This window comes from Psychrobacter halodurans (assembly GCF_017498075.1).
Classification (GTDB): Bacteria; Pseudomonadota; Gammaproteobacteria; order Pseudomonadales; family Moraxellaceae; genus Psychrobacter; species Psychrobacter celer.
This window is the reverse complement of the sequence record NZ_JAGBKN010000002.1, coordinates 1-26,151: the sequence shown is the minus strand read 5'-3', so window position 1 is coordinate 26,151 and position 26,151 is coordinate 1. Positions and strand designations below refer to the sequence as shown.

General features: G+C 48.6%; 22 protein-coding genes. 10 read left to right on the top strand and 12 right to left on the bottom strand.

Annotated features, from left to right (window positions below):
• The first annotated feature begins 205 nt into the window (after positions 1-205).
• The gene (gene yjgA, locus J3491_RS01310; protein WP_100748714.1) at positions 206-718 is read left to right on the top strand and encodes a ribosome biogenesis factor YjgA; all 513 of its coding nucleotides are present in this window, start codon (positions 206-208) and stop codon (positions 716-718) included.
• Positions 719-877: 159 nt separating this feature from the next.
• Here yjgA and J3491_RS01305 read toward each other — a convergent pair whose 3' ends face one another.
• Complete coding sequence (locus J3491_RS01305; protein WP_075102176.1) at positions 878-1,498, bottom strand: thiol:disulfide interchange protein DsbA/DsbL; 621 nt, start codon at positions 1,496-1,498, stop codon at positions 878-880.
• 346 nt (positions 1,499-1,844) lie between these two features.
• On the opposite strand from J3491_RS01305, the gene ubiG reads away from it, so the two are divergent.
• The 4 genes from ubiG (at position 1,845) to J3491_RS01285 (ending at position 4,843) form a co-directional block, all read left to right on the top strand.
• Positions 1,845-2,693 (top strand): bifunctional 2-polyprenyl-6-hydroxyphenol methylase/3-demethylubiquinol 3-O-methyltransferase UbiG, encoded by an 849-nt coding sequence (gene ubiG / locus J3491_RS01300; RefSeq protein ID WP_207968948.1) that lies wholly within the window; start codon positions 1,845-1,847, stop codon positions 2,691-2,693.
• 55 nt (positions 2,694-2,748) lie between these two features.
• Positions 2,749-3,459, top strand: a complete 711-nt coding sequence (locus tag J3491_RS01295) for an HAD family hydrolase (RefSeq protein ID WP_075102178.1) — start codon at positions 2,749-2,751, stop codon at positions 3,457-3,459.
• Between the two features lie 99 nt (positions 3,460-3,558).
• Positions 3,559-4,392 (top strand): YciK family oxidoreductase, encoded by an 834-nt coding sequence (locus tag J3491_RS01290; protein ID WP_201586569.1) that lies wholly within the window; start codon positions 3,559-3,561, stop codon positions 4,390-4,392.
• Between the two features lie 184 nt (positions 4,393-4,576).
• Entirely contained in the window at positions 4,577-4,843 is a 267-nt protein-coding gene (locus J3491_RS01285) for a DksA/TraR family C4-type zinc finger protein (protein ID WP_207968947.1), read from the top strand.
• A gap of 117 nt (positions 4,844-4,960) precedes the next feature.
• Here J3491_RS01285 and J3491_RS01280 read toward each other — a convergent pair whose 3' ends face one another.
• The 3 genes from J3491_RS01280 to J3491_RS01270 form a co-directional block, all read right to left on the bottom strand.
• Positions 4,961-6,196: a GTP-binding protein gene (locus tag J3491_RS01280; protein WP_207969043.1), complete on the bottom strand. Its 1,236-nt coding sequence runs from the start codon at positions 6,194-6,196 to the stop codon at positions 4,961-4,963.
• Between the two features lie 148 nt (positions 6,197-6,344).
• Positions 6,345-7,103 carry an osmolarity response regulator transcription factor OmpR gene (gene ompR / locus J3491_RS01275; protein ID WP_075102182.1) on the bottom strand — a complete coding sequence of 253 codons (759 nt, stop codon included), beginning with the start codon at positions 7,101-7,103 and terminating at the stop codon, positions 6,345-6,347.
• 234 nt (positions 7,104-7,337) lie between these two features.
• On the bottom strand, positions 7,338-7,550 hold the full coding sequence (locus J3491_RS01270; RefSeq protein ID WP_207968946.1) for a hypothetical protein: 213 nt from the start codon (positions 7,548-7,550) through the stop codon (positions 7,338-7,340).
• Between the two features lie 96 nt (positions 7,551-7,646).
• On the opposite strand from J3491_RS01270, the gene J3491_RS01265 reads away from it, so the two are divergent.
• Positions 7,647-10,169 (top strand): Tex family protein, encoded by a 2,523-nt coding sequence (locus J3491_RS01265; RefSeq protein ID WP_207968945.1) that lies wholly within the window; start codon positions 7,647-7,649, stop codon positions 10,167-10,169.
• Positions 10,170-10,339: 170 nt separating this feature from the next.
• Here J3491_RS01265 and J3491_RS01260 read toward each other — a convergent pair whose 3' ends face one another.
• The 3 genes from J3491_RS01260 to J3491_RS01250 form a co-directional block, all read right to left on the bottom strand.
• Positions 10,340-10,864, bottom strand: a complete 525-nt coding sequence (locus tag J3491_RS01260; RefSeq protein ID WP_207968944.1) for a hypothetical protein — start codon at positions 10,862-10,864, stop codon at positions 10,340-10,342.
• A gap of 299 nt (positions 10,865-11,163) precedes the next feature.
• On the bottom strand, positions 11,164-11,976 hold the full coding sequence (locus tag J3491_RS01255; protein ID WP_207968943.1) for a hypothetical protein: 813 nt from the start codon (positions 11,974-11,976) through the stop codon (positions 11,164-11,166).
• A 485-nt stretch (positions 11,977-12,461) separates the two neighbouring features.
• Positions 12,462-13,748 carry a saccharopine dehydrogenase family protein gene (locus J3491_RS01250; RefSeq protein WP_207968942.1) on the bottom strand — a complete coding sequence of 429 codons (1,287 nt, stop codon included), beginning with the start codon at positions 13,746-13,748 and terminating at the stop codon, positions 12,462-12,464.
• Positions 13,749-14,282: 534 nt separating this feature from the next.
• On the opposite strand from J3491_RS01250, the gene J3491_RS01245 reads away from it, so the two are divergent.
• On the top strand, positions 14,283-14,438 hold the full coding sequence (locus J3491_RS01245) for a DUF1328 domain-containing protein (RefSeq protein ID WP_011512513.1): 156 nt from the start codon (positions 14,283-14,285) through the stop codon (positions 14,436-14,438).
• A gap of 153 nt (positions 14,439-14,591) precedes the next feature.
• On the opposite strand, the gene J3491_RS01240 is transcribed toward J3491_RS01245, so the two are convergent.
• Together J3491_RS01240 and J3491_RS01235 are read right to left on the bottom strand one after the other, a co-directional pair.
• Positions 14,592-14,885 carry a 4a-hydroxytetrahydrobiopterin dehydratase gene (locus J3491_RS01240; protein ID WP_192995764.1) on the bottom strand — a complete coding sequence of 98 codons (294 nt, stop codon included), beginning with the start codon at positions 14,883-14,885 and terminating at the stop codon, positions 14,592-14,594.
• 117 nt (positions 14,886-15,002) lie between these two features.
• Positions 15,003-15,302 carry a GNAT family N-acetyltransferase gene (locus J3491_RS01235; protein ID WP_105244600.1) on the bottom strand — a complete coding sequence of 100 codons (300 nt, stop codon included), beginning with the start codon at positions 15,300-15,302 and terminating at the stop codon, positions 15,003-15,005.
• A 481-nt stretch (positions 15,303-15,783) separates the two neighbouring features.
• Here J3491_RS01235 and ettA point away from each other — a divergent pair, with 481 nt between their 5' ends.
• Positions 15,784-17,445, top strand: coding sequence for an energy-dependent translational throttle protein EttA (gene ettA, locus J3491_RS01230; RefSeq protein WP_198335638.1), 1,662 nt, complete (start codon positions 15,784-15,786; stop codon positions 17,443-17,445).
• Positions 17,446-17,563: 118 nt separating this feature from the next.
• On the opposite strand, the gene plsB is transcribed toward ettA, so the two are convergent.
• Complete coding sequence (plsB, locus tag J3491_RS01225) at positions 17,564-20,263, bottom strand: glycerol-3-phosphate 1-O-acyltransferase PlsB (RefSeq protein WP_207968941.1); 2,700 nt, start codon at positions 20,261-20,263, stop codon at positions 17,564-17,566.
• Positions 20,264-20,602: 339 nt separating this feature from the next.
• Between plsB and ybaK the strand changes: the two genes are divergently transcribed.
• Complete coding sequence (ybaK, locus tag J3491_RS01220) at positions 20,603-21,091, top strand: Cys-tRNA(Pro) deacylase (RefSeq protein ID WP_207968940.1); 489 nt, start codon at positions 20,603-20,605, stop codon at positions 21,089-21,091.
• Between the two features lie 209 nt (positions 21,092-21,300).
• Here the strand turns inward: ybaK and J3491_RS01215 are convergent, their stop codons facing one another.
• Positions 21,301-23,121, bottom strand: coding sequence for an acyl-CoA dehydrogenase C-terminal domain-containing protein (locus J3491_RS01215; RefSeq protein ID WP_207968939.1), 1,821 nt, complete (start codon positions 23,119-23,121; stop codon positions 21,301-21,303).
• Between the two features lie 560 nt (positions 23,122-23,681).
• On the opposite strand from J3491_RS01215, the gene J3491_RS01210 reads away from it, so the two are divergent.
• Positions 23,682-24,803, top strand: coding sequence for an FUSC family protein (locus tag J3491_RS01210; RefSeq protein WP_207968938.1), 1,122 nt, complete (start codon positions 23,682-23,684; stop codon positions 24,801-24,803).
• Positions 24,804-24,821: 18 nt separating this feature from the next.
• Here the strand turns inward: J3491_RS01210 and aroE are convergent, their stop codons facing one another.
• Positions 24,822-25,697 (bottom strand): shikimate dehydrogenase, encoded by an 876-nt coding sequence (gene aroE, locus J3491_RS01205; RefSeq protein WP_207968937.1) that lies wholly within the window; start codon positions 25,695-25,697, stop codon positions 24,822-24,824.
• Positions 25,698-26,151 lie beyond the last annotated feature (454 nt).

Below are 26,151 nucleotides of genomic sequence, written 5' to 3'. Positions count from 1 at the left end.
CACTCGATAGTTGTCTAAATGGGCTAAAAATGGCCAAATTTTGCCAAACATCGTCAAATAGCGGGTTTATATCCCGATATTAACGGCGCTATCTTCCTTGTTTGACCGCAATGTAGCTCATTTTTATCACCATTTTTGCAATAAAGACACGCCCTAGTAGACGTGCATTTTATTATTTTATTATTCATCACTTCGGAACGCTTTTATGATTGACTGGTCAGAACAGGATATGCGCGTCTCGCGCACAGAACTCAAAAAAGCCCATGAGCGCTTGCAGCAGTTATCCATACCGCTTGCAAGCTTGTCGAAAAAACAGCTAAAAAAACTGCCAGCCAGTGATTATTTTATGGCTGAGCTGATGGCATTGGCGGACATTACCAGTGCCAATGCGCGCAATCGTCAGACCAAACGGGTGGGTAAGCTTATCGGCGAAGAAAACCGCCACGAGCTTGTCAAAGCGCTGTTTGATGCCTATTTTCCAAAAGAGCAAGTCTCCAAAATCGAGAGCTGGTATGATCGCCTCAATATCAATGACGAAGGCACGCTAAAGCAGTTTGTCAAACAATACAAAGCCTCTGAGCGCAACAGCATGTATCAGCTGTTACTATGGATTGAGTACGCCAAACACATGCAAGATGATGAGCTACTAGCAGAATCAGAAGCCGATTTGGCCAGCTATATACGAGAAGTGGCCATCTTGTCGCAGCTCAAAAAATAACTGCCCAGCGTCGCTATCAATGTTATAAACGCTATAAATGCTATAAACGCAAACAAACAAAAAAGCCAATCATCAAATGATTGGCTTTTATTTATAGCTTACTACCACGATATGTCCGAGGCTGCGATAAGATCGAAGCGCTCGGTTAAAGGGCTGGGTTTATTTCTTTTCAGCGCGCGCTTTGTCGACCAAATAATCAACGACCTTGGGTACTTTGGCGCTTTCACCGGTGACGACGTATTTGCCTTGTACCACGACTGCTGGTACCCCTGAGAGCTGATAACGCTTTGCGCCAGCTTGTGAGCGGCCGATTTTTGTACCGACGGCAAACGAGTTGTATAGGCTGTTAAACTTCTTTTCATCTACGCCTTTTGACGCATACCACTTGCTCAATGATGCTTGGTCAAAGAGTTTTTTGCCGTCTTTATGAATGGCATCAAACAAAGCGTCGTGGGTTTTGTTTTCAAACCCTAATAGCTGGGCGGCATAAAAACCGCGGGCATTGGCTTCCCAAACAGGGTTGAGCGCCGCTGGGGTTTTAAAGAACGCGACATCTTTGTCTTTGGTTTTTGCCCACTTTTCCATATGCGGATTGAGGACGTTACAATGCGGGCAGCCATACCAAAAAAACTCACGAACAATGATGGCGTCACCGCTGATTTTTTCTGGATTGTCGAGCACGCGATAGTCTTTTCCGGCGACATAGTCGGCAGCTTGTGCGCCCATAGTGGCAAGACCAATAGCCATAGCCAGACCAGTCAGTGTGATGACACGTTTCATACTTTATCCTTGAGATGTATAAACTTAGGGTGATGATGGGTTTTACCGCTTAGACAGGCCAAAAGTGCTAAAAGCTGTATAAACGATATAGTGTCGAGTACGGTCGACCTACCATAGAGTAGCGACTATGATAACGTAAAACATAGGCGCTTGTGAATCCGATTCTTAACGAATGGTTGTAAAGCTGTGAGCGAATCGATGGCCATGACTCACAATCCGTGACGATGTACCTCACGACAAAGCCGCTACTCTCATGCTAATATTGAGTGTATCGTCGTGCGCGTTGTAGACGTTGTACGACAATCCCTTCGTATACGACACTTATAATGACAATAAAGGAAATATCATGAGCTCAGTCCATGCTTCTTCGTCAACTGCCAATGAGCATACCGATAGCCGCGTCAATGATGCCGAGATTAACAGCATCAATGTGGATGCCAGCGAGGTGGATAAATTTAATAAGCTGGCAGGGGAATGGTGGAGCAGCACGGGCGCCTTTGCGACATTGCACGAAATCAACCCGCTACGCCTCAACTGGATAGAAGAAAATATCAAACGCGGCTATCAAAGCGCGCAGCCCTCTGTTGATAAGCAGCACACTGATAAGACCGCTGAGCAGGGTCTGGCGGGCAAAAAAGTGCTGGATGTGGGCTGCGGCGGCGGGATATTGTCAGAATCAATGGCACGCCGCGGCGCAGATGTCACAGGCATTGATTTGGGAACCGAAAACCTAAAAGCTGCTACTCTCCACGCCGAGCAAAGTGGCCTTGGGCACACGCTGCGCTATCAGCATATCCCTGTAGAGACGCTGGCAAAAACGCACGCCGGTCAGTTCGACGTGGTGACCTGCATGGAGATGCTGGAGCATGTGCCGGACCCTCAGTCGATTGTGCAGGCGTGTTTTGAGCTGCTGGCACCAGGCGGGGTGTGCGTGCTATCGACGATCAACCGCAATCCCAAGTCTTATTTGTTTGCCATCATTGGTGCAGAGTATGTGCTGCGTCTGCTTGATCGCGGCACTCACGATTATGCCAAGTTCATCACCCCCGCTGAACTTGACAAAATGGCTGTCCATGCTGGATTTAGACGCCAAGACATCATTGGCCTGCATTATAATCCGCTGACCAAACGCTACTGGCTGGCACAAAACGTCGATGTCAATTATATGATGGCGGTACAAAACCCCCTACGATAGCGCCGTCTTCAAGTGATTTTGCCTACATTTATCTTTTAGACTAAGAGCATTTATTATGAGCCAATTTGTAAAAGCGGTTTTATTTGACCTTGATGGGACGTTAATCGATACTGCTGCTGACTTTGTCCGCATCATCGCAAAGATGAGCGGTGAAAACGATTGGCAAGCGCCGCCGGAGGGGCAAATTCGAGAGCAAGTCTCTGCGGGAGCCTCGGCCATGGTGCAGCTGATGCTGCGTCATAATGACCAACTGCAGGCGAGTGATGAAGAGCTGCAGCGCTTTCGTCAGCAGTTTTTGGACGATTATGAAGCAGACATCTGCGTCGATAGCTGCGTGTTTCCTGCGCTCGACGAGGTACTGAGCACACTGGAAGCAAAAGGCGTGCCATGGGGTATCGTCACCAATAAGCCGCGTTATTTGGCCGAGCAGCTGCTCAGTGTGATGCAATTAGATGAGCGCTGCGCGGTGCTGGTCTGCCCCGACGATGTCTCGCGCTCAAAACCTGATCCCGAGCCGATGTATGTGGCCTTAGAGAAGCTCGGTATTCCGCGCGGTGCGGCAGGCTGCGTACTATATGTCGGCGATCATATACGCGATATCGAAGCCGGTAACGCCGCTGGCATGCCGACGATTTTGGCCGCTTATGGCTATATCCCACCGGAAGACCAAAAAAGCCTAAAAAAATGGGGCGCAGACTATATTACTGAGACACCTGAAGCATTAAATAAACTTTTATTGTCTTCGGGGCAGTTCGATTATTTATAGCCTCTACAAAATAAGTTCTACAAGCTAAGCCTTAAAAGCCATTTATCGAAATAACGATTAAGCATCCTAACTATTTAATAATAAGCAGTGAGTAATGCCATGAGTGACACTACGAATCAGCCAACCAAACCGCAGAGCAGTACAGACACAGCTGGTTTTACCCAGCCGTTGACACATGACGAGATCCGCAGCTTTGTACCCCCGGACAACTGCTTGGATGGCAAGACTATTTTGGTGACAGGGGCAGGTGACGGTATCGGGCGGGTCGCCGCCTTGACCTATGCGCGCTATGGCGCGACTGTGTTGTTGCTCGGACGTACCAGCAGCAAGCTTGAATATGTCTATGATGAGATTGAGAGCTTTGGCGGCAAGCAGCCTGCCATGCTACCGATGAACCTAGAGGGTGCCACTTATGCCGAGATGCAGCAGCTAGAGGGGCTGATCGATAAAGAAATCGGCCAGCTAGATGGTATCTTGCATAATGCTGGTCTGCTTGGGCAGCTGACACCGCTTGAGATGTATGACGTCGATACCTTTGCACAAGTGATGAAGGTCAACTGTACGGCGACATTTATGCTGACGCAGGCGCTACTACCGCTGCTCAAAGACGCAGACAATGGCTCTATCGTCTTTACCTCTAGTAGTGTGGGCACGCATCCGCGCGCGTTTTGGGGTGCCTATGCGCTCTCCAAGCAGGCAGTGGAAGGTATGAGCGATATCTTTACCCAAGAGACAAAAAACACCACCAATTTACGTTTTAATTGTATCAACCCGGGTGGGACGCGTACCAACATGCGTGCTCATGCCTACCCAGGAGAAAACCCCATGAGCCTAAAAACCCCTGAGGATATCATGGCAGGTTATGTCTGCTTGATGAGTGATGCCAGTATCGGAGTGCGCGGGCAGGTGGTCGCGTTGCAACCAAAAGACTAGCGATCGCCAATAAGAAAAATGGCTCAGGCACGTCTCATCATGCTTAGCCTATATCTGATGATGGCGTCCTCATCTACCGCCCCTAACTGGCATTGTAATCCATAAAGACAGCCCCATCTATTTGTTATTAAAGGCTTTTGTTGTTTAAAAGCTAAATAGCATTAATAATAAATAGGATGACGTTATGGCAGGTGGGTGGTCAAGAGATGGTGCTGAGCACGAGCAAATGGATGCAACGGTCAACGACGCATTAGAGCGGGCGCGACGGGCTATGCCTAAAGGTGAAAGCGCTGAGCTTTGTGATGAGTGTGGCAATGCGATTCCACAAGCACGGCGACTGGCCGTACCCGGTGTGCAGCACTGTGTCGGCTGTCAGAGCGAGCTTGAACAAGCCGCACGGGCAACGGAGCTGTTTAATCGGCGTGGCAGTAAGGACAGTCAGCTTCGATAGCAGGCACACATGATAAGAGTGAATTGAAAAAGCCAATACTTCTACAGTATTGGCTTTTTTTGTGTGTAGCCTGTATTGAAGCTATACAGAAGCGACCAATAAGTGAATAGAGGCTCGCTACCCTAATGCCACGACCATTGCCATAAGCTGACGATCATAGGGTTGCCAGTCGATAGCGATTGGCGTATGGTCAGCGCCATCATTGCTACCATTGTCAGCACCTTGCAAAATGACCTCCAAGCGGCTATCACTCTGCGCACCGACTGTACGGGTAGTTAGGCTATCAGGCGTGAAGTTCAGCTGCAACCAACCATCCGAGGTGTGTACCACGCCTTTGATGCGTTGCCAGTTTGGTAGCCTCAGTAGCCAACTTTGTAGGGTATCTGCGGGTAGCAAATAATGCGCTGGCAGTCGCCAACCGGCCAAGAGCAGGTCTTGCTGTGTCTCGTGATAACGATAAGGCAGCTCGCTATCGGTACTATTTTGGGCGCTATTGCTAGCCAAGGTAGGATCAGCCAACGCAAAGACGGCAGAAGTGTTACCCTGCAATGGCGTGCGAATTGCTGATTTGGCCAATGGCCCAAGCGCAACCTTATGCTGACGGTTTAAGACCTGACTGGGCTTGGTTAACTGCTCGCGTAGCATGGTGATATAGGCTGGCAGCGCGTCATTTTTGTCACTGCTGCCATTGCTGCTGTTATCAGGATTATCGCTATGATCGCTGTCATGACTAACAGCCGCAGCAGGCTCATGTGCCGCCCAAATGATAGTAGCGTGCGGATTCAGTGTGGCTATCCATGCTTGTAGCGCTTGTATTTCGTCGGCGCTTAGATGGTCGTAACGATTGATAATCAGTGCATCGGCCTCTTGCACATGCACCGCAAAGCCCTCATGCTCACGATATTTGGCTTGCTGCCATTGTATGGCATTTAGGACGGTGAGTACCGCTTGCATCTGTAGGGCAGTTTGCCAATGTGGCTCGCTCAGCTGCTGGACGAGCTCGCGAGGGTGAGCCAGTCCGGTCGGCTCGATGAGCAAACGCTGCGGCTTATGCTCACTGAGTAGGCGGCTGATGGCGATTTGTAAGGGTAGCTGACTGGTGCAGCAAATACAGCCGCCGCTGACCTCCCGTACGGCGATCGTCTCTTGCGCCGCCTGCCACCAATCCGCACCTTTTAGCAGCGTACCATCAATACCGATACGACCAAACTCATTAATTAAGAGCGCCCAGCGCTGCTCGGTCGGTTTGGTAGTCAGTAAGTGGTTGATGAGGGTCGTTTTGCCAGCACCCAAAAACCCTGTCACTAAGGTGCAGGGTATGTTTTGAAAAATAGTCGTTGATGTCAAAATAATCTCAACAAGCGTGCCCAAAGATATATTTTGCCTGTCGGCACGATGACCTAAAACGCTTATCGCAAAAGATTAAAGCCATAAGCGCTAAAAGATCACGATCGCCAACGGCAAAACAGCTTACATACCAACCGAAAAGACGGCAATGTGGTTATTCGCTCTTGGCGGTTTCGGCTTCTGCCTCATCTGGTACAAACACATAACCCACGCCCCATACTGTCTGGATATAGCGCGCTTGTGACGGATTGTCCTCAATCAAGCGGCGCAGGCGTGAGACCTGTACATCAATAGAGCGCTCCATCGCCCCCCATTCACGGCCCCGCGCCAGATTCATAAGCTTGTCACGAGTCAAAGGTTCACGCGGATGTTGCACCAAGGCTTTTAGGACAGAAAACTCGCCTGTCGTCAAAGTCACGACATTGCCGTCGCGTTTGAGCGTACGCGTTGATAAATCAAGCGTCCATGGTCCAAACTCTACCACTTCTAGCTGATGGCTTGGCGCACCCGGCAGCTCACGGTTTTGACGACGCAGTACCGCTTTGATACGTGCCAGCAGCTCTTTTGGGTTAAAGGGTTTTGGTAAGTAGTCATCAGCGCCTGCTTCGAGGCCAGCGATACGATCAGCGTCGCCGCCTTTGGCGGTGAGCATGATGATAGGGATGTCGGCATTGTCTTCACGCAAGCGCTTACAGATACTAATGCCGTCCTCACCAGGAAGCATCAAATCAAGCACCACCAACGAAAACAGCTCGCGCTGCATCAGCTTATCCATCTGACTGCCATCATGGGCGGTGCGCACGACAAAACCATCGTCCTCTAAAAAGCGCTGCAACAAAGAGCGCAGGCGGGCATCGTCATCGACGACCAAAATACGCTGAGTCAAAGTATCTGGGCTATTATTATCTGTCATACAGGCATCCTCTTATAAAAATTATTATGAACATTCATTATCGGTGTCACGCATAAATTGCGCTGAGCAACACCCTTATCATTATTTGCTCTGTGATTAAAAACTGTCTAAAAAATTATCTAACAACAAAGATCTCTCTTAATATGCCTTATAGTCAATCCAATATAAAAACCCCATTTCATTGAGCGACTTGCTGGCCAGGTATCTGATTTATTTGGGTTCGACTATAGCTTTCTAAATATAGAAGCACACAAGGCTATGTAGCGGCGGTAAGCGATACAAAATAGTCAGACTTAGAGATTCACGCTGCAAGACACCACCAAACTGCGCCGCTGATACTTTAGTGTATAAGATTGCACCAGCAATTGCATCACCCATCAGGATAAATGCTGTATGCGTTTGTTTAACAAGGCCGAAACAGAAAGGATAAAAGGCGATATCGGCCATAAAATCTAGGCAAAAGCGCAAAAAGATAAAAAGGATTTTTATTCATGCAGCTTTTGCTATAATGCAAAACTACATTTCTCAACGATTGATACGTATATGAGTAGCACTGATACCTTAACGCCATCTCAAACCCAGACAAATACACAGGTTTTGGATGCAACCACACACGCGAATATTCACGACAAGCTTGCTCGCGCGCTTGGCATTAAGACTGCTCAAGTCAATGCGTTTGTCAAACTTTATGATGAGGGCGCGACAGTTCCGTTTATCGCCCGTTACCGTAAAGAAAAGACGCAAAATCTTGACGATGCACAACTGCGAGCGCTAGAAAAATCGCTCAACTATGAGCGTGACATGGCCAGCCGCCGCCTCAAAATCACTGAGCTGCTCAGCACGCAAGGCAACTTGACAGATGAGCTGCAGGCGCGCATTGACAATGCGACATCGAAACTTGAGCTAGAAGACATCTATCTGCCATACCGTCCGCGCCGCCGCTCTCCTGCGGCCAAAGCCCGCGCCGCCGGTTTGGATGTACCAGCACAAGCGCTGTTGACCCAAGAGATTACCCCCACTGATGCATTGGCAGATTATGAGGCGCCAGCCAGTATCTCTGATGACAAGGGTAACGAGATAGAGGTCGACTTTGGTGATCTAGACAAACAACTGGCGGGCGTACAAGCCATCATCGTTGATGAATGGACGCAAGCGCTGGATTTGCTTGATAACTTGCGTAATGGCTTTGCAAAGACAGCGAGCATCGTATCGACTGTCGCCAGTGACGAAAAACGCGAAGTGGGCGAAAAATTCAAAGACTACTTTGAGCACAGTGAGAGCCTAGCGCGTCTGCCCAATCATCGCTTGCTTGCGATGCTGCGTGGCCGCCAAGAAAACGTTTTGGGCCTAAAAATTGATGGCGAAGACGCTCCCTTTATCGAAAAAATCATCAGTCACTTTGATATCGATGCCAAAGCGCCTGCTGCCCGTCGTGAGTTTTTGCAGGAGGCGGCGACCAGTCTCTGGAAGGATAAATGGCGTCCGCATATCGAGCATCGTTTATTGACCGAAAAACGTCTGACCGCTGAGGCCGATGCGATTGAGGTGTTTGCCAATAACTTACAGCATCTACTCATGGCTGCACCTGCTGGCCGCAAGGTGATTTTGGGCGTCGATCCAGGTATCCGCCATGGCGTGAAGATGGCGATTGTCGATGCCCAAGGCCATGTCATGCTAGATGGCGAAGAAAAGCCAGTCGTCGCCACCGTTTATCCGTTTGCCCCTGATAATAAGATGGATGAAGCCAAAAAAGTCATCGATGAGTTATTAAGCACTTATCAGGTTGATTTGGTCGCTATCGGTAATGGTACGGCGAGCCGCGAAACCGATGCGATGATCAAAGAGATTTTGGCCGCCAACGCTGAACTAAAAGCCAAAGCCGTGATCGTCAATGAGTCAGGCGCGTCTGTTTATTCTGCCAGTGAGCTTGCCAGTGATGAGCTTGCTAATTTAGATGTCTCGGTACGCGGTGCGGTTTCTATCGCCCGTCGCTTGCAAGATCCGCTATCTGAGCTGGTCAAGGTCGATCCAAAAGCCATTGGCGTGGGTCAATATCAGCACGATGTCAACCAAAACCAATTGGCCGACAGTCTAGACAAAGTCACGCAAGATAGTGTGAACGCGGTGGGTGTTGATGTAAATACAGCGAGCCCTGCTATTTTGGCGCATATCGCTGGTCTAAACAAAAACGTCGCTCAGCAAATCGTGACTTACCGCAAAGAGCATGGCGCATTTGATAGTCGTGAGGCCCTCAAAAACGTACCACGCCTCGGGGTCAAGACCTTTGAGCAGGCGGCAGGGTTTTTGCGTATCCACGGCGGCAGCAATCCGCTGGATGCGACAGGCGTCCATCCAGAGAGCTACGCGCTGGTTGATAGCTTGCTGGCGCAAACCGGTAAAGCATTGCCAGAGGTACTGGGTAATGACAGCGTATTAAATAGCATTGATACCACAGCACTGGCGGCCAATGACGACAATGTCAGTGTAAAAGCCATCATTGAAGAACTGGCAAAACCTGCGCGTGATCCACGCCCTGAGTTTAAGACCGCTAATTTCCGTGAAGACGTCAATAGCATTAAAGACTTAAGCGAAGGCATGCAGCTAGAAGGCGTGGTCACCAACGTTACCGCCTTTGGGTGTTTTGTGGATGTCGGTGTGCATCAAGACGGGCTGGTACATATCTCGCAGATGGCCAATGATTTTGTCGCTGATCCGATGAACCGTGTCAAACCAGGCGATATCGTTTCAGTACGCGTCATCTCTATCGACGAAAAACGCGGCCGTATAGGCTTTAGCATGAAGCCTGAAGCAGAAAAATCAGCGCGGCCAGCCACCAAACCTGCAACCCGCAATACTGGTGGTGATGAAAAAGCGAGCCGTCCGCGCAGCAATCGTCCAAACAACAAGCGCCCAGCGGATAAGCGTGCAACAAAACCGCGTGACCATCGTCAAGCTAATGACAGTGCCTCTAACCGCAGCAAGGCTCCAAAAGCCGACGCACCAGCTAAAATGGGGACTTTGGGCGCACTGCTACAAGAAGCCGGCGTGACCAAAAGCAAAAAATAATCAGTATTATAAAAGATAAAAAAGGCAGCCATTGTGCTGCCTTTTTTGTGTCATACGCTTGTATCAATTGTGCCTTACTAGGCAGAATATTATCTGTGTTTATGCTGTTTGTTAGCGGCGCTATAATTGGGGCGCTGCTATTATCGAGACGCTATTATTGCGCCCAAATCTTAGCGTGCGATAGCGATACGGCGATTCTCTTTAAACTCGACATCCGCAGGCTGCGTTGCGAGTAGCTCACCACGCTTGTCTTTTTTCTTTTCTTGTAATGTGATTTCTGTGTTGGCAGCTTCGTCGTCGGTTGCGCCTTCACCTGCCAATAGTGGCTGATAGTTTGCATCACTGTGCTGCATGTTGAGTGCTGGTGCAGCCTGCTCGGTTTGCGCAGGTTGCATGCCAGCCGCTGCCATTGCATCATTTTCTTCCTCAGTCGCTTCTTCAGCAGCTTCCTCAGTCGCTACCTCCATGGTTACTGCATCTGTGATAGCGACTGCCTCTTCATTTTCTACAGCGCCAGGTTGAGTGGCCAGTAGCTCACCATCTGGGCCTTCGATTTCGGCTTGTAAGGTATTGTCTACGGGTTCGGCCAGTTTATCCGCTGGGGTCACCTCTGCTGTGTTGACTGGGGCTGCCATCGCCATGGTTGGTAAGATAAGCGTTGCACCCATAAGTAGTGATAAAGCCGTGTTTTTCATGATAAAACTCCAAAATATAATAAGATGATTATGTACAAAACCACAAATCCGCGCATAAGATGGTGAACTTTGAGTCACTACCTTATGTGCTGATATGAGCTTGTTATTATTCCCAAACGCAAAATACCAGCTCTAGGGCCAGTATTTCAGTAGTAAAGTCATTAAGGTTCTAACAGCTTGGTGTTTTCTTGTAACATTATGAAACATTGGTAATACATTTGCGACAATGTCTATCCAAGCTTATCTTTGTTTTTTTGGCGCTTTGAGCGCGTATTTAAAACAGGTTATATGCCAATCCTTTATTTATTTACTTCTTTCGTTATCTGAGGCATCTCGTCAGCATCAGGAACGCGAACCACAGGGAAGGTTTGGTTGATCTCTGTATTATCAAGGACGTCGGCATCGGCCTCTTCGCCTACAATCACAGCGCGATTGGCACTATCTTCGATGGCGACTGCTGTGCCTTGAGTGGTGTTGACGCGTTTGATCTGATCGTCTGGGGCGATGATGACTTCTTTGACGCTGTATTTGGCTGGACGTATCACGCGCGTTGTCTCAACGACGACAGGCTCTACGCTGCGCGCTTCAGTGACCGCAATTTGTGCCTCTGGGGCAGGGGCCTCACTGACGATAGGTGTGGGAAATTTATCGCCAAAATGGTTGTCACATTGCTGCATACTCAAGCGAACTGGGTTGCCAGCTTTGTCCATATAGACGTTGACGGGCATATCAGCAGCGATGGGGACATATTTGCCGACCAACGCGCCCGATACCCCATAACGACCGTTTGATTGTCCAACGCCTAAGTCACAGGCTCCTGCAGAGTAATCCTTGGTAGGTAAGTTATGGCGATCGACCACGCTTTGGGGGATCATCACTTCTGCTAGCGTCATTTGTTTGACGGCGGCTTCACCGGCTTGGCGCTTGGGGTTTTGATAAGTATAAGGGGTATAAAATTTGGCTGAACCCTCTTTGACTGCGCTGACGCATTCATCGTAGCTATCATAGCCAACGTTGCCATGGCCATCGGTGGTCATAGCTGCATTGGCAGAGCTTGCCAACATCATAAGGCCTGAAGTAAATACAGCGGCGGTTAATACGTGCAATTTCATTGTGGTTCCCTCTTCATTATTATTGATTTTGCTCTATCTTGTATCGGTCTCATGGCTACGTAACATGAACGATGTGCCATTCACTGTGCGTTATCAGAAGCTAAGTGGTCAGGAGCGGTATTTATAAGGTGTTTGGTCTTCATAAGATGTTTAGAAATAAGGCACAAAAAGTTATGTGACCTTTTTTATCCTACGCTAGTGACCAAAAGATGGCTGTGACATTAGGCTAGGAATGTGTAGCATAATGTATAAAAAAATCGTCAACAGGCAACATCTGTCACTAAAAAAGTACACTAGTTGTATTTGTTAACAGCCGCCCAGATTTGTCATTTGATGTTTTACTACATTTTCTAAAATTTTTGCCATAAAAAACCGCACCTTATAAATAAGATACGGTCAGAGACTATAGTCGATCTGCTATAAAATAAGTACAGTACGGCTGGGATGCATGTGATGCAGCCCCTCATCTACCCATGATAATAATGTTAGGCATCGAGCACCTCAAAACGAAGGCCGGCATGCTCCTCTAAGCGCGACAGTAAGGTATCGCCCATCGCGGCGGCTGGCGTCCAAAATCCGCCGGCCACATCGTCTTTGCTGATATCTTGTGCCAAGCAAAGAGCAGCCTGTGCCAACATACGTGAAGTGCTGCCGTAACCTGGGTCTTTATCGCCGGTGACTTTGGTATTGATGGTCTGGTTGTCAGTGGTTTGACCAAACAGGCGAATATCGAAGTAGCCGTTTTCTTGCTCTTCTTTAGAAGGGCCAGAGCCTGACTTGGGCAGCACATGCTTAGATAGTAGCTCACGGCTGGGTTTGATCATCATCGCTGTGGCAAATCCAAATAAGCCTGCGCTCATCGCATAGCTCGATAGTTGACCTTTGACGCCATCCTTCATCCACATCGCTTCATCGTATTTAAACTGACGTCCATACTCATAGCCGAGCAGTTGGTTGGTGCGATGGACGATACGGGTGTTGATACTGGCCATGACAAAAGGCGCAAGCCAGCGTTTGTGCTCGCTGTCGTATTTTGGTTTGCTGATGTTGTCTTGGCGTACGCTTGGCGCGTCTTTATCATCGTTTAGCAAATAAGGGTTGGCCACTTGCTTGCGGCGCGATTTGTCTTCTCCGACTTCTTCAAATATCGTTGCCATTGAGGCAATAGTGCCACCAGACAGCCCACCTTTTGCCGCCTTGACGCGCATATGAATGACATCACATGTCTCACCAAATCTCTCTTCAGCCTGCTTTTGGGTAAAATAAACCCCCAAATCTGAAGGAATAGAGTCAAACCCACAGGAGTTGACAATACGAGCGCCACTTTGCTTTGCCGCCTCCTGATATTTATCCATCATGTCTTTGATAAAGATGGCCTCACCGGTCAAATCGACGTAATCGGTGCCATTTTCTGCACAAGACTTGATCAATGGCTCGCCGTACTTGAGGTAGGGGCCGACGGTTGAGATGATGACTTGGGTTTGTTTGGTCATCGCATCGAGGCTGGCGGCGTCGTTACTATTGGCAATGATGGTGTCGACTTTGCTGGCAAGTTTGGACTGCAAGTCGTTTAGCTTTGTTTCATCACGGCCGGCGATGGCCCATGTGACATTAGAGCCGTCTTTGTTTTTGGCATTTGACAAAAAATGGGTCAAATAATGAGCGGTAATCTGCCCGACAAAACTGGTCGCCCCATAGAGTACGACCGCATAAGGTCGTTTTTTAGTATTGTTTGTAGCGGTGTGATTGGTCGTATCCGTATTGGTATCCATAATTCTCTTCCTTATATGAATGGTTGTTTGTAGCGGCTCGTTCATTATCGTAGCTACCATCATCATAGCAACTTTTGCTCAATGATCATCTGGTCAAGTGCAGTACTGACAGTCATTTTATGGTTGGGTTGCGACAGTCAGTTCTCTATAAAAATGTGAGAGCAAGGCTGATGATTAGGGCGTGTCCTCCACACTGTGCCTAGCTGCTTTTTAGTGGGTCACTTTTTTAATGGGTCACTATGAGGGGTTATAACAGATTTAATGGACAAAAAAAGCGTGACTTATAAAACACCAACTGTCGCTACACACAATCTTTATAAACACAAACAAGATTTGGCGAGTATTAAGATTTGCTACAAAGGTTACATAATCCACCGATATTATTACCAAAATGAACGTTGTCTGGCGACAAATGTTGCTAATCTATGGTCGTAAGTCGTTGTAATAGGTATAAAAAACAACAATTAATGAGTATGAGAAGGGATAGCAGACAGATCTGCGATCTGGTTTTGATTATCATTCAAGGAGAAGATTATGTTTCGCTGGGCTATTATTTTTGCCGTTATCGCATTGTTAGCAAGTTTCTTGGGCTTCGGCGGTGTCGCAGGCTTATCAGCAAACTTTGCGTATATTTTATTGGCATTGGCGGTGATTTTATTTATCGTCGCATTTGTAAGCCGCCGTATGTAGTCGGCAGTTAAGCAGCTAAGATGTTTAACTATTTTAAGTATGCAGGCAAGTTTAAACATACAGGCAAGATGCTTGAGTATATTTGGTAAAAAAAGTCCTCGATTTGAATCGAGGACTTTTTTGTGGCTGCTGTGTTTGTCTGTCAGATAGCGCTTATAAGCGTTTGGGCTGAATGATGTGCTCCATGCGTTTGGCCAAACGGATATCCAAGCTTGAGATGCCACCTGTATCATGGTTGGTCAAGCGCACTTCTACCACATTGTAGATATTACGCCATTCAGGATGATGCTCGAGCGCTTCTGCATGAAAAGCGGCTTGATTCATAAAGCTCATGGCTTCGATAAAGTCGCTAAAGTGATAGGTCTTGACGATACTATTGCCGTCACGTTGCCATCCTGCCAGATCTTCTAACTGTAGGTTGATTTGTTTGTCAGATAAACTACTCATATTAATAACCTTTATTGTTATGCGGTTTGGTTTATTAAAAATAACGATGACGTCAGCTGACTGGCGAACAGTCTTTTATATCAAGTCTTTTATATCAAGTCTTTTATACCAAATTTTTTATACTAAGTCTTGATACTCAGGTCGTCTATTGATGTAGGAGGCGACAAATGAGCATTGCGGCACCACCTTTTTATCATGAGCGCGCGCATAGTCGAGAGCATGCTTGACCAGTGCTGTACCAAGACCACGGCCGCCTAGCTCTTTTGGCACGATGGTATGGTCATACACCAGCTTGTCGTCGCGCTCCTGATAGCTGATGTAGCCTGTATGACCGTCGATGGTGGTCTCAAAGCGGTTTGCGGACTCGTTGTGGGTGATGGTTGGGGCGTTGTCTGCAGTAAATTCCTGTGTACTCATCATATACTCCGTTGTTGGTTTTATTAGATTGCTTTAGGTTGAGGGTATTTAGACAGTGGCTTTATACAAAAGCTCTAGATCAATGTTTCTTATAAAAAGGCTCTAGATCTATGATAGATGGCGGCATTGTTTATTTATTATCTGCCCAAATACGTTATGCCTTATTATGCGCTGACTGCGAGTAGATTTATAGCCCTTTCGGGTAATCGTGGATAGGGTAAATGTTACGATAGCCTACCCTTATCAAAATCGTCAAGGCTCGTTGAGGTCGGCAAAAAACTCGATAAGGTTGGCTTATTTCACCAATTAATCCAATACTTTAGCAGAAAAGGCACGAAAGCCGTCTACTCGCTTGCAGGGTATGCGCCACAATGCGATAATGGCAGACAATTTACAACCCTGATTTTTGAGGCGCAGCCCACTGAGCATCCGTGCAAAGTGCGACTGTCACACCTTGTCTATGCAGTCTATCGGAGTGTTAATGGCTCAATATATTTACACGATGAACAACGTGTCAAAACTTGTTCCGCCTAAGCGTGAGATTCTAAAAAACATCAACCTATCGTTTTTCCCTGGTGCCAAGATTGGTGTGCTAGGTATCAATGGTGCGGGTAAGTCTACCTTGCTACGTATCATGGCAGGTGTCGATACTGAGTTTAGTGGTGAGGCGCGCGCGCAAACAGGTACCAAAGTCGGTTACCTACCGCAGGAGCCACAGCTTGATGACAGCAAAGACGTCCGTGGTAACGTCGAAGACGGTATGCGTGAGGCGTTAGATGCGCTCGCGCGTTTGGATGCGATTTATGCCGAATACGCAGAGCCCGATGCCGACTTTGATAAGCTGGCCGAAGAGCAAGGCAAGATGGAGGACATCATCCAAGCGTGGGACGCTCATAACCTAAATACCCAGCTCGAAAAAGCCGCTGATGCGCTACGTCTGCCGCCATGGGATGCAGATGTCAGCAAATTATCTGGTGGTGAAAAACGCCGTGTGGCGCTATGCCGTCTGCTATTGTCACGTCCTGATATGCTACTACTTGACGAACCGACCAACCACTTGGATGCCGAATCGGTCGCGTGGCTTGAGCAGTTCTTGCAAAACTACAGTGGTACCATCGTCGCCATTACTCACGACCGTTATTTCTTAGACAATGTCGCGCAGTGGATTTTGGAGCTGGACCGTGGCCATGGCTATCCTTATGAGGGTAACTATACTGAGTGGCTCGAGCAAAAGAACAACCGTCTTGAGCAGCAGCAAAAGCAAGAAGAGTCTTTTGCCAAAGCACTGAAAAAAGAACTTGAGTGGATTCGTAAAAATCAAAAAGGCCAACAAGCCAAGTCCAAATCTCGTGTGCAGCGTTTTGAGGAGCTAAACTCAACTGAGTTCCAAAAACGTAACGAAACCGCTGAGATTTATATTCCACCTGGTCCACGTCTGGGTAACAAGGTCATCGAAGTCAACAATATCTCCAAGTCTTTTGGTGATCGTTTGCTTTATGAAAACCTCAGCTTTAACGTGCCAGCAGGTGCTATCGTCGGTATCATCGGGCCAAATGGTGCGGGTAAAACCACGCTATTTAACATGATTACCGAGCGTGATACCCCAGATACTGGCTCAGTCGAGCTGGGCGAAAGTGTCAAGGTTGCCTATGTTGGTCAGGTACGTGACAACTTGGACGATAACAAAACCGTCTGGGAAGAAGTATCAGACGGCCTTGATATCATCAAGGTAGGCGACTATGAGACCCCAAGCCGTGCTTATATTGGCCGCTTTAACTTCAAAGGCTCAGACCAGCAAAAGCATGTCGGACAGCTATCAGGTGGTGAGCGTAACCGCTTGCAATTGGCTAAGACACTAAAGCAGGGCGCTAACGTCTTGCTACTTGATGAGCCGTCAAACGACTTGGATATCGAAACTTTGCGTGCGCTAGAGGATGCGATTCAAGTATTCCCTGGTACCGTCATGGTGGTCTCGCATGATCGCTGGTTCCTTGACCGTATCGCCACCCACATCTTGGCGTTCGAAGAAGAAGGCCCTGTATGGTTCGATGGTAACTACTCTGAGTTTGAAGCCTATCGCAAAAAGACCATGGGTGATGATGCTACTCCTAAGCGTATGAAGTATAAAAAGATTTCTACCTAAGAGCGGTGCTTATGGTACTCAATAAAATATAGTGCTCAATAAAAAAAGACCTCTAATCAGTTAGAGGTCTTTTTTTATGCTGCTCAATATCTTGAGCAGCTTAATATAACGGTATCAATTAACGCTTACGACCAAATTTACGCTGCTTTTTATTGCTAATCTCAGTAATCGCGTGGGTAATCTCTTCTTCGTCTAAGCTTGCGACTTGCTGCAAGATTTGCATCATATCAGGCGTCAGGACGTACTTGGCATGGTGAGCGATGTCATTGATACGATGATCAAAGGTCAGCACCCCAGTTTCTTCCTCTTTTTGTAAGTAGTCAAGGCGCGTCAAGGCACTGATAAAGCTGGTAAACAACGCCCGATCAAAGAAGTCCGGAATGTCGTCGGCATATAGCACCGACAAGCGCTGACCGAGCAAGTGACACAAATCCACGACCTCGTTTTCAGTCAGATTGCCCGAGCCTTGCTGCGCGAGTAGGGCAAGGGTCATAAAGTAACGCTCGAGACTCTGGCCGACGGGCGTGGCCAGTACTTGTAGCTGCTGATAGCCTTTGCTATTGGACTCAGGGACGCTCAAGATACCATCGCCAAGCTCGACGATAAGACCATGAGCGAGCAGGCTATCGACTTTTTTGTTGAGGGTATCGTTTAGGCTGTGCGCCGGATAGTACAAAAATAGCTCGCTTTGTAAAAATGGATACAGCTGGGTGGCAATATTGTCCAAACGGCTGCGCTCGATGCGGCCATTACGAGCGACCAAGGCCGATAAGAACGACAGCAAAATAAAGACGTGCAAGATATTGTTACGGAAGTAGCTAAGCAACGCTGCCTGCTTGCCAGCAATCTGAATGATGTCGCCTAAGATATGCGGCGTGCGCTCGATGAGCTTGAGCTTGATACCATAATCAATGATTTGCTGCGGGCTCATATCGGTGATAAAAGTATCATCGGCATAAGGCAGCTGCTGGGCGAGCCCCTGATACAAGGCGATTTGCTCGCGGCAGATGTCTTCATCAAGCGCCGCTTTTGGGGCTGATAGCAATACCAGTGACAATAGCGATACTGGCGTGATGACAGCGGCTTTGTTGATATGCTGCATGATTTTGACGCCGATATTGTCCACCATGGCGCTGGTTTTTTCGTCAAGCGGGGTATCGGTGCGATCGGCAGGCAGGCTGTCTGCTGGCACATCAAACTTGGTCATAAAATCGCTTAGGTGCAACGGCGTACCAAAGCTCAAATGGACATTACCAAAGATACGCTCGATCTTGCGCCCGACTTTGAGTAAGCCAATAAGGGATTCGGACTCTTTTGGCTTGCCCTTTAGCTCGCCGACGTAGGTGCCGCCCTCCATGATGCGCTCATAACCGATATAGGTCGGAATAAACACCACAGGCTTGTTGGTACGGCGCAGCTGGCTATGAACCGTCATCGCCAGCATGCCCATCTTCGGCGGTAGCAATCGCCCTGAGCGAGAGCGGCCTCCTTCGATAAAGTACTCAATCGGCGTGTTGCGGGTGATGAGAGTATGCATATACTCACGCAACACCGCGGTATAAAGCGCGTTACCACGGAAACTACGGCGAATATAAAACGCCACCGCGCCGCGTAGTAGCGGCCCTAATACTGGTACGTCTAAATTGTCACCAGCGGCGACATAAGGAATGCTCAGACCGCGCTTGTAGATGACATAAGACAATAGCAAATAATCGACATGGCTACGATGACATGGCACATAGACAAGCTCGTAGTCTGCCGCCAGCTCGCGTACACGCTCGAAATGATGGACTTCGACGCCATCATATAGCTGTGTCCATAACCACGTCAAAAACTTGTAAAAACCACGAATGATCGAGTGCGAGTAGTCGTTGACCATCTCATTGGCATAGCCTTTGGCGACACTGCGCGCTTCGCGTACGCTGGTACCCGTAGCCTTAGCCTCGGCTTCTATCGCGTGCTTGATGGCAGGCGAGTACACGAGCTTGTCTACAAGGTTGCGGCGGTCTGATAAATCAGGGCCCAGCATACTGGCGCGCTGCTTGTCCAGATAGATGGTGAGCTGCTGCTGCAACATCCGCACCAGCTCGCGATTGCCATCCGCGCCAGTGGTCATGGTATAAGCGGACGTCTCATCGCTGATAGGTTGAGTATGGTCGTCTTCTACGGGCGTGGTATGTAACTGCTCGTGGATCAGCGCGCGCAAGTCCTGCGGCGGATGAAACTGCACAAAGGTATCGCGCCCCATCACTCCGATATTAAATAATTGCTTGGTGATGCTAGGGTCTTCCCAGTTATCGGCGGTCAACAGCTTAAATAACGAGTCCTCTTTTTCTGGTGCACGCCCCCACAAAATAGACACCGGTACCAACCGAACCTTTAGCTCCGGATACTGCAACACCGCAGAGACCAAACGCGATAGTCGCGGCGAGAGTTGGCTGTCTTTGGCACTTGGGTGCTTTAAAAAGATAATAGCGGCGTTTTCTTTGATGTTATGAGCGCTATCTTGGACGCCGACCAACGCAGGCGGCAGGTTGTGCTCTTGGGTTTGTAGGTCAATCAAAATACTATTGGAGCGCGAATAATCTTGCAGCACATAAAACCTGAGCGTCTGATCGTCGCTGTCAAATTCAGGCAGCTCTCCTAGTAGTGTGGGTTTGACCGCGACGTCCAGCATTTGACCCGATAGCTTGCGATAGAGCTGATTGATCGGGGCATTTGCATAAGGCTTAGGCGTGATTGGTTGGCCGTCAGTTGCGGTATTGTCCGTGGTGACGGGCGCTTTAAAAATCCGTTTTTTTAGGAACTTCGGTATCATAATCAGTATCAAAAGTCATCAAATATAGTGCGCTTATGATGCCATAAAAGCCAGCAAAGCGATATATGCTGTCTGTATATACTACTAATATTCATATGCCAGCGGTCATCGCTTATCTATCAGTCATCAGGCAGTAAGCGAAAGCAGCGCTTAAAGACAGTGCTTAAGGGCAGCAGAGAGAGACAGTATTTAAAAACAAGGCTAGGCGCGCGCAGCTAGCGGTACAATCGTTTGAAAGTTGATCCGTTTAGCGCAATAATGGACGCATTGACTGATGAAAACCGCTCTGTCTTGTTATCTATTAAAATATATCTATTAAAAAAGGTAAGTGAACCCACTATGACGCCTGCTATCAATCTTGCCAAAAAACACCGTCTGGATTATCAATTACACGAATACACCCACGATGCACAAGCAGCCTCTTTTGGTCTTGAGGCGGCAGAAAAGCTGGGCGTGGATGCCGCTCAAGTCTTTAAGACCTTAGTGGTATCGAGCGATGCAGGCGTACTTGCCGTGGCCATATTGCCCGTTGATAAGACCTTAAACTTCAAAAAGATGGCCAAAGCGTTGTCTTCTACCAAAGCCTTGTCTTGCAAAAAAGTACAAATGGCGGATAGTAAGCTGGTTGAGCGCACAACCGGCTACGTACTGGGCGGCGTCAGCCCGCTTGGACAAAAAAAGCGCTTGCCGACGATGATAGATTGCTCAGCTCAAACGCAGTCTACCATCTATGTCAGCGGTGGCCGTCGTGGCTTAGAGATAGAGTTGCCGCCGCATCAATTGGCCACGACGCTAAATGCGCATTTTGCTGCGATCACCGATGATTAGCAGCATGGTATCGACATGGTATCGATAGGCTGATGGCTGTCGGTGTTTGCGACTATTGTTTTTATACTGAACTCACTCTATATAACTCGACCACATTTTTATCTTCTCGCAGATATTTTCCCCCGCTTTTTGGTATTCTATGACACATAAAAAAAGCGCCTAAATCATAGGCGCTTTTTCATCGTTATAAATGAGTGCGAGGGGCAGTCTTAGTCTAAGAAAGCAAAGCTGTCGATATCCATCGCTGTCATGCTCTCGCTAGGGGCGACCATGGCTTCGGCGTGACCTGACGTACGTGGCAGTAGCTTATCGAAATAGAACTCGGCGGTTTGGATTTTGGCTTGGTAGAACTCTGGCGCTTCTGTGCCGCCGTTTTCGAGCTTGTCATACGCGACCGCTGCCATACGCGCCCAGTGATAGCCCATCATCACATAGCCTGAGTACATCAAGAAGTCATCAGAGGCCGCAGAGATGATTTCGCGGTCTTTACGTGCCATCAGCATCAGACGAACGGTCAAGGTGTTCCACTCAGCACATAACTTGGTCAATGCCCAAACGAACTTGCGCATGTCTTTATCCAGCGCATACTCGCCGCACCATTTCATGATGCTTGAGGTATAGTCACGGATGATCTTGCCTTTAGATTGCAAGATGACCTTACGACCGAGCAAATCTAACGCCTGTACGCCCGTGGTTCCTTCGTACATGGTCGCGATACGAGCATCACGAGCGATCAGCTCCATGCCCCATTCTTTGATATAGCCATGGCCGCCATAGACTTGCTGACCGTGTTTGGCCGCTTCGATACCCAGCTCAGTTAAAAAGCCTTTTAGGATAGGGGTATAAAAACCAAGCTTGTCATCCCATTTTTCAAACTCTGCTTCATCGCCATTGGCCACGCCTTGTGACATTTTGTCCGCATAGCGCGCTGAGTGATAGATCATCGAACGACCACCTTCAGCAAAGGCTTTTTGGGTCAAGAGCATACGACGAACATCGGCATGATGAATGATGGCATCTGCCACTTTTTTAGGGTCTTTGGTGCCTGATAAGGTGCGCATCGAGCGACGCTCTTTGGCATAAGGCAAGGCGTTTTGGAAAGACAGCTCAGTGTGCGCCAGACCTTGGATACCCGTACCGATACGCGCGGTGTTCATAAAGGTGAACATCGCTTTTAGGCCTTTGTTTGGCTCGCCGATTAGGTAGCCTGTCGCGCCATCGTAGTTAAGGACACAAGTTGATGATGAGCTGATGCCCATTTTGTGTTCGATAGAGCCACAAACCACCGCATTGCGCTCGCCCGACTCGCCATCGCTATTTGGCAAAAACTTCGGTACGATAAACAGCGAGATACCGCGCGTGCCTTCTGGGGCATCGGGTAGGCGTGCTAAAGTAATGTGAATGATGTTGTCGGTTAGGTCGTGCTCACCGCTTGAGATAAAGATTTTGGTGCCGCTGATTTTATACGTACCGTCTTCTTGCGGGATGGCTTTTGATTTTACTTGACCCAAATCGGTACCACACTGCGGCTCAGTCAGACACATGGTACCTGACCATGAGCCTTCGACCAGCTTTGGTAGATAGATGGCTTTTTGCTCATCAGAGCCGTACTGTAATAAAGTATTGATACAGCCAGTAGATAGACCAGGGTACATCGCCCATGGCCAGTTGGCCGTGCCGATCATCTCAGCTTTGATGAGGTTGATGGACATCGGCAAGTTCATACCGCCGTACTCTTCAGGGTATGAGATGCCTTGCCAGCCGCCTTCGACGAACTGCTGATAGGCTTCTTTAAAGCCTTTTGGGGTAGTGACTTCACCGTTTTCAAAATGACAGCCTTCTTCGTCAGCAGGCTGGTAAAGTGGTGATAGGACGTTTTCGGCAAAATCCGCCATGCCTTGCAAAATCATATCAACGGTTTCGGGATCAGCGTTTTCGCCGTTGTCTAAGCTTTTGTAATGCGTCTGATAATCAAACACATCGTTGATCAAAAATTTGATATCACGTAAGGGTGCTTTGTAAGTTAACATAATCGCTCTCTTTGGTTGGTTCGCTCTCATAGGCTTGTGGCGCAGTCGTTGAGCCAGTGTTTATGTAAGCGATCTTTACTTATTTGGGATAGAGGTAGACACTGTATCTATTTGATAACCAATGGTCTGTTGGTCGTCTGTCAGTGGTCATGGAGTGTGATAAGAGCAGCCAGTCGATGTCTTCCATGAAAGCCCTACAAACGTCCTTAGTAAAAGTCAGCTGCTATGGCGTTTGTATGAGTATAAATCTTCTATGCATACAAATATACAACAGATAACTAATATTCATGTTTTTAATAAAAGTTTATTACTTTTAGTTTTGTTGAAGTACGAATGATGGGGCTTTTTTTAGTCTGTTACTTTTAGCAGTTTTATCTTAGCACTTTTATATCAACACCTTTATATCAGTGCTCTGCTTTTGTGGCCGCCGTTATCACAGCGGTCTAGGAGCAAGAGCAGCGTGACAATAATCAGCAGTCACTACCTAAGCAGGCATTACCTAAAGAGCAGGGTAGGCCACCGACGAAAGCAACCTATATCTAGGAGACAGTAGGCCAATTATGGGCAAAAAACTACGCAACCAGCATGTCGTTTGGCGCACCGCCTTGTGGACTCGTATCAAGTCGCTCATCGATGGCGAGCTGGATCATCTGCTTAAGGTCAATCGCAGCAAAAGACCATGGCACATGCCCATTATCGCCGCGCTTGCTATTAGTTTTCCGGTGTTTGTCGGGGCATATTTTGATGCGCTGCCTTCAGGTATTAAGGCGTCGCTGGGGGCGATGATTATCTTAAACCTACCGCTGGTGGGTACTTTGCCGTATCGGTTGGTGACGGTCATGGCATGGGGGTTTGCGATGGCGATGAGCTTTGCTTTAGGGCTGATAGCTCAGCAGTTGCCATGGCTTAGGTTGCCGGTGTTTGTGCTGATGGCCTTTGGGGTCGTGGTGCTGGGGCGTTACTATCGTCAGCCGCCACCTGCGGGGTTGTTTGTGATGATGGCAGGCGCGATAGCACTGTTTATGCCGACACCACTGGCGCAGGTGCCAGCGGCGATGGGGCTAGTGGTATTGGGCAGCGGGGCGTCGATGTTATTGGCGGCGCTGTATACGCTGTTTTTGTTGATGACGCGTGCGGTCGCGCCTGCGCCTGTCTATCATTATGAAGCAGATACGATCGGTGATAGTGCGATTGTGGCGGGCTTTGTCAGCTTAACCTTAGCGCTCGCCATGTTTTTTGAGATGCCCTATCCTTACTGGGCGGCGATGAGCTGTTTTATCATCATTCAGGGCATGCAGCTACGCACGATGTGGATCAAGCAGCTACACCGACTACTCGGCACCATCGCTGGCATGGCGGTCGCTGGCTGGATGCTGTCGTGGGGGCTGTCGCAGTGGGGCGTGGCCGCCTCGATACTCGCGATGATGCTGTTGATCGAGTCATTGGTCGATCGGCATTATGGTCTGGCCGTGATCTTTATCACGCCGCTGACCATCTTTATCGCAGAGTACGGCAGTGCCTCGATGGTGGCACCGATAGCCGAGGAAGTCATGCGCGCGCGGATGCTCGATACAGCGCTCGGCTGCGTGGTCGGCCTAGGTGGCGGGCTGGCTATACATTCGATGCGCCTACGCCGCCCATTGAGACGTATAGAACACTGGCTGCTGGCGCGTGTTGGTTAGGCGTCATTTATCACAGTATTATTTATCATGTAACGCCTTATCATGTAATGCCGCAGTCGCTATGGCGACATCTACCTTTTGCGTCGTCCAGCGCTCAAAGCTCAGTGCCGCTTGGCCGATGAGCATGCCGTAACCGTCTGATGTCTGCGCGCCGCGAGCGGCAAAGTGCTGCAAAAACGGCAGCGTGCGTCCGTACATCATGTCATAGGCATAATGAGCCGTTAGCATATCTGCCAGTGGCAACGTCTCACCAGATAGCCCAATAGAGGTGGCATTGATGATAATGTCAAACGCTCCTGTCAGCTCGCTTGTCGCGCAGGTCGAGATAGCATGTGCATCAATCACGTCGCTAGCAGCGCTCAGCTCACAAGCCAAATCCTCCGCCTTGCTCACTGTACGATTGGCAATGCTCAAATCACCGATACCTGCCTGAATCAGTGGCAAAATCACCCCGCGAGCTGCGCCGCCAGCGCCGATCAGTGCCACGCGCGCGCCTGCAAGTGGCCAGCCCAAGCTCAGTATATGATTGACCAAACCTTGACCGTCTGTGTTATCGCCATAAATGGCCTCAGAGATGGAAGCACCGTTTTTTAACAATGCTGTATTTAACCATAAAGTATTGACCGCGCCTGCTACCTTGGCATGCTCAGACAAGCCGCCACGCGCCGCGCAGCATGCATAGGCGACTTGTTTAAACGGCACGGTGACATTGGCACCCACGCCGCCACCATGAAAAAACGCTTCGAGCAGCGCGGTAAAGCTGGCAGCATCATCAGGACAGTATTGACGCTGATAGCTGATATCTATCCCCGTTTGAGCGGCAAACTGGGCATGAATCTCAGGGGATTTACTGTGGGCAATGGGATTGCCGATGACGATAAAGTGTTGGGTCATAGAGAGTCCGCGGATAAACAATGGGCAAAAGGTAATCGATAAATCGCTGCTAGAGGCCAATTATCATAAGGGATAACGCGGGTGTTGACAAACCCTACGCTCGAGCAGATTGATATAGGTCATGGCTATGCGGAAGCGGAAGTACGCTATGCGTTTTTTTGACAACGGTTTTGCTGAAAAAGGCTTTGCTGGGTTAGGTTTTTAACAAATCTGTACTTTCTGGGAGGGGGATGCGTAACGTAAAGGGTAGTCAAGTGTTATGCAGTTGGGTAAACTAACAAGCATATGAGGCGCGTATGAGCTATATAGTCGATGCCCTCTAAAAAGCGCATAGCGCTACTGGGATGCTATTTTTAAACGTAGGTTGCGCAGCCTCTGGGAACGCAGCACGCAAGTAAAATTTATACCAGTAGCGCGTTTAAATTTATATAACAGTTTTATTTTCAACTGACTA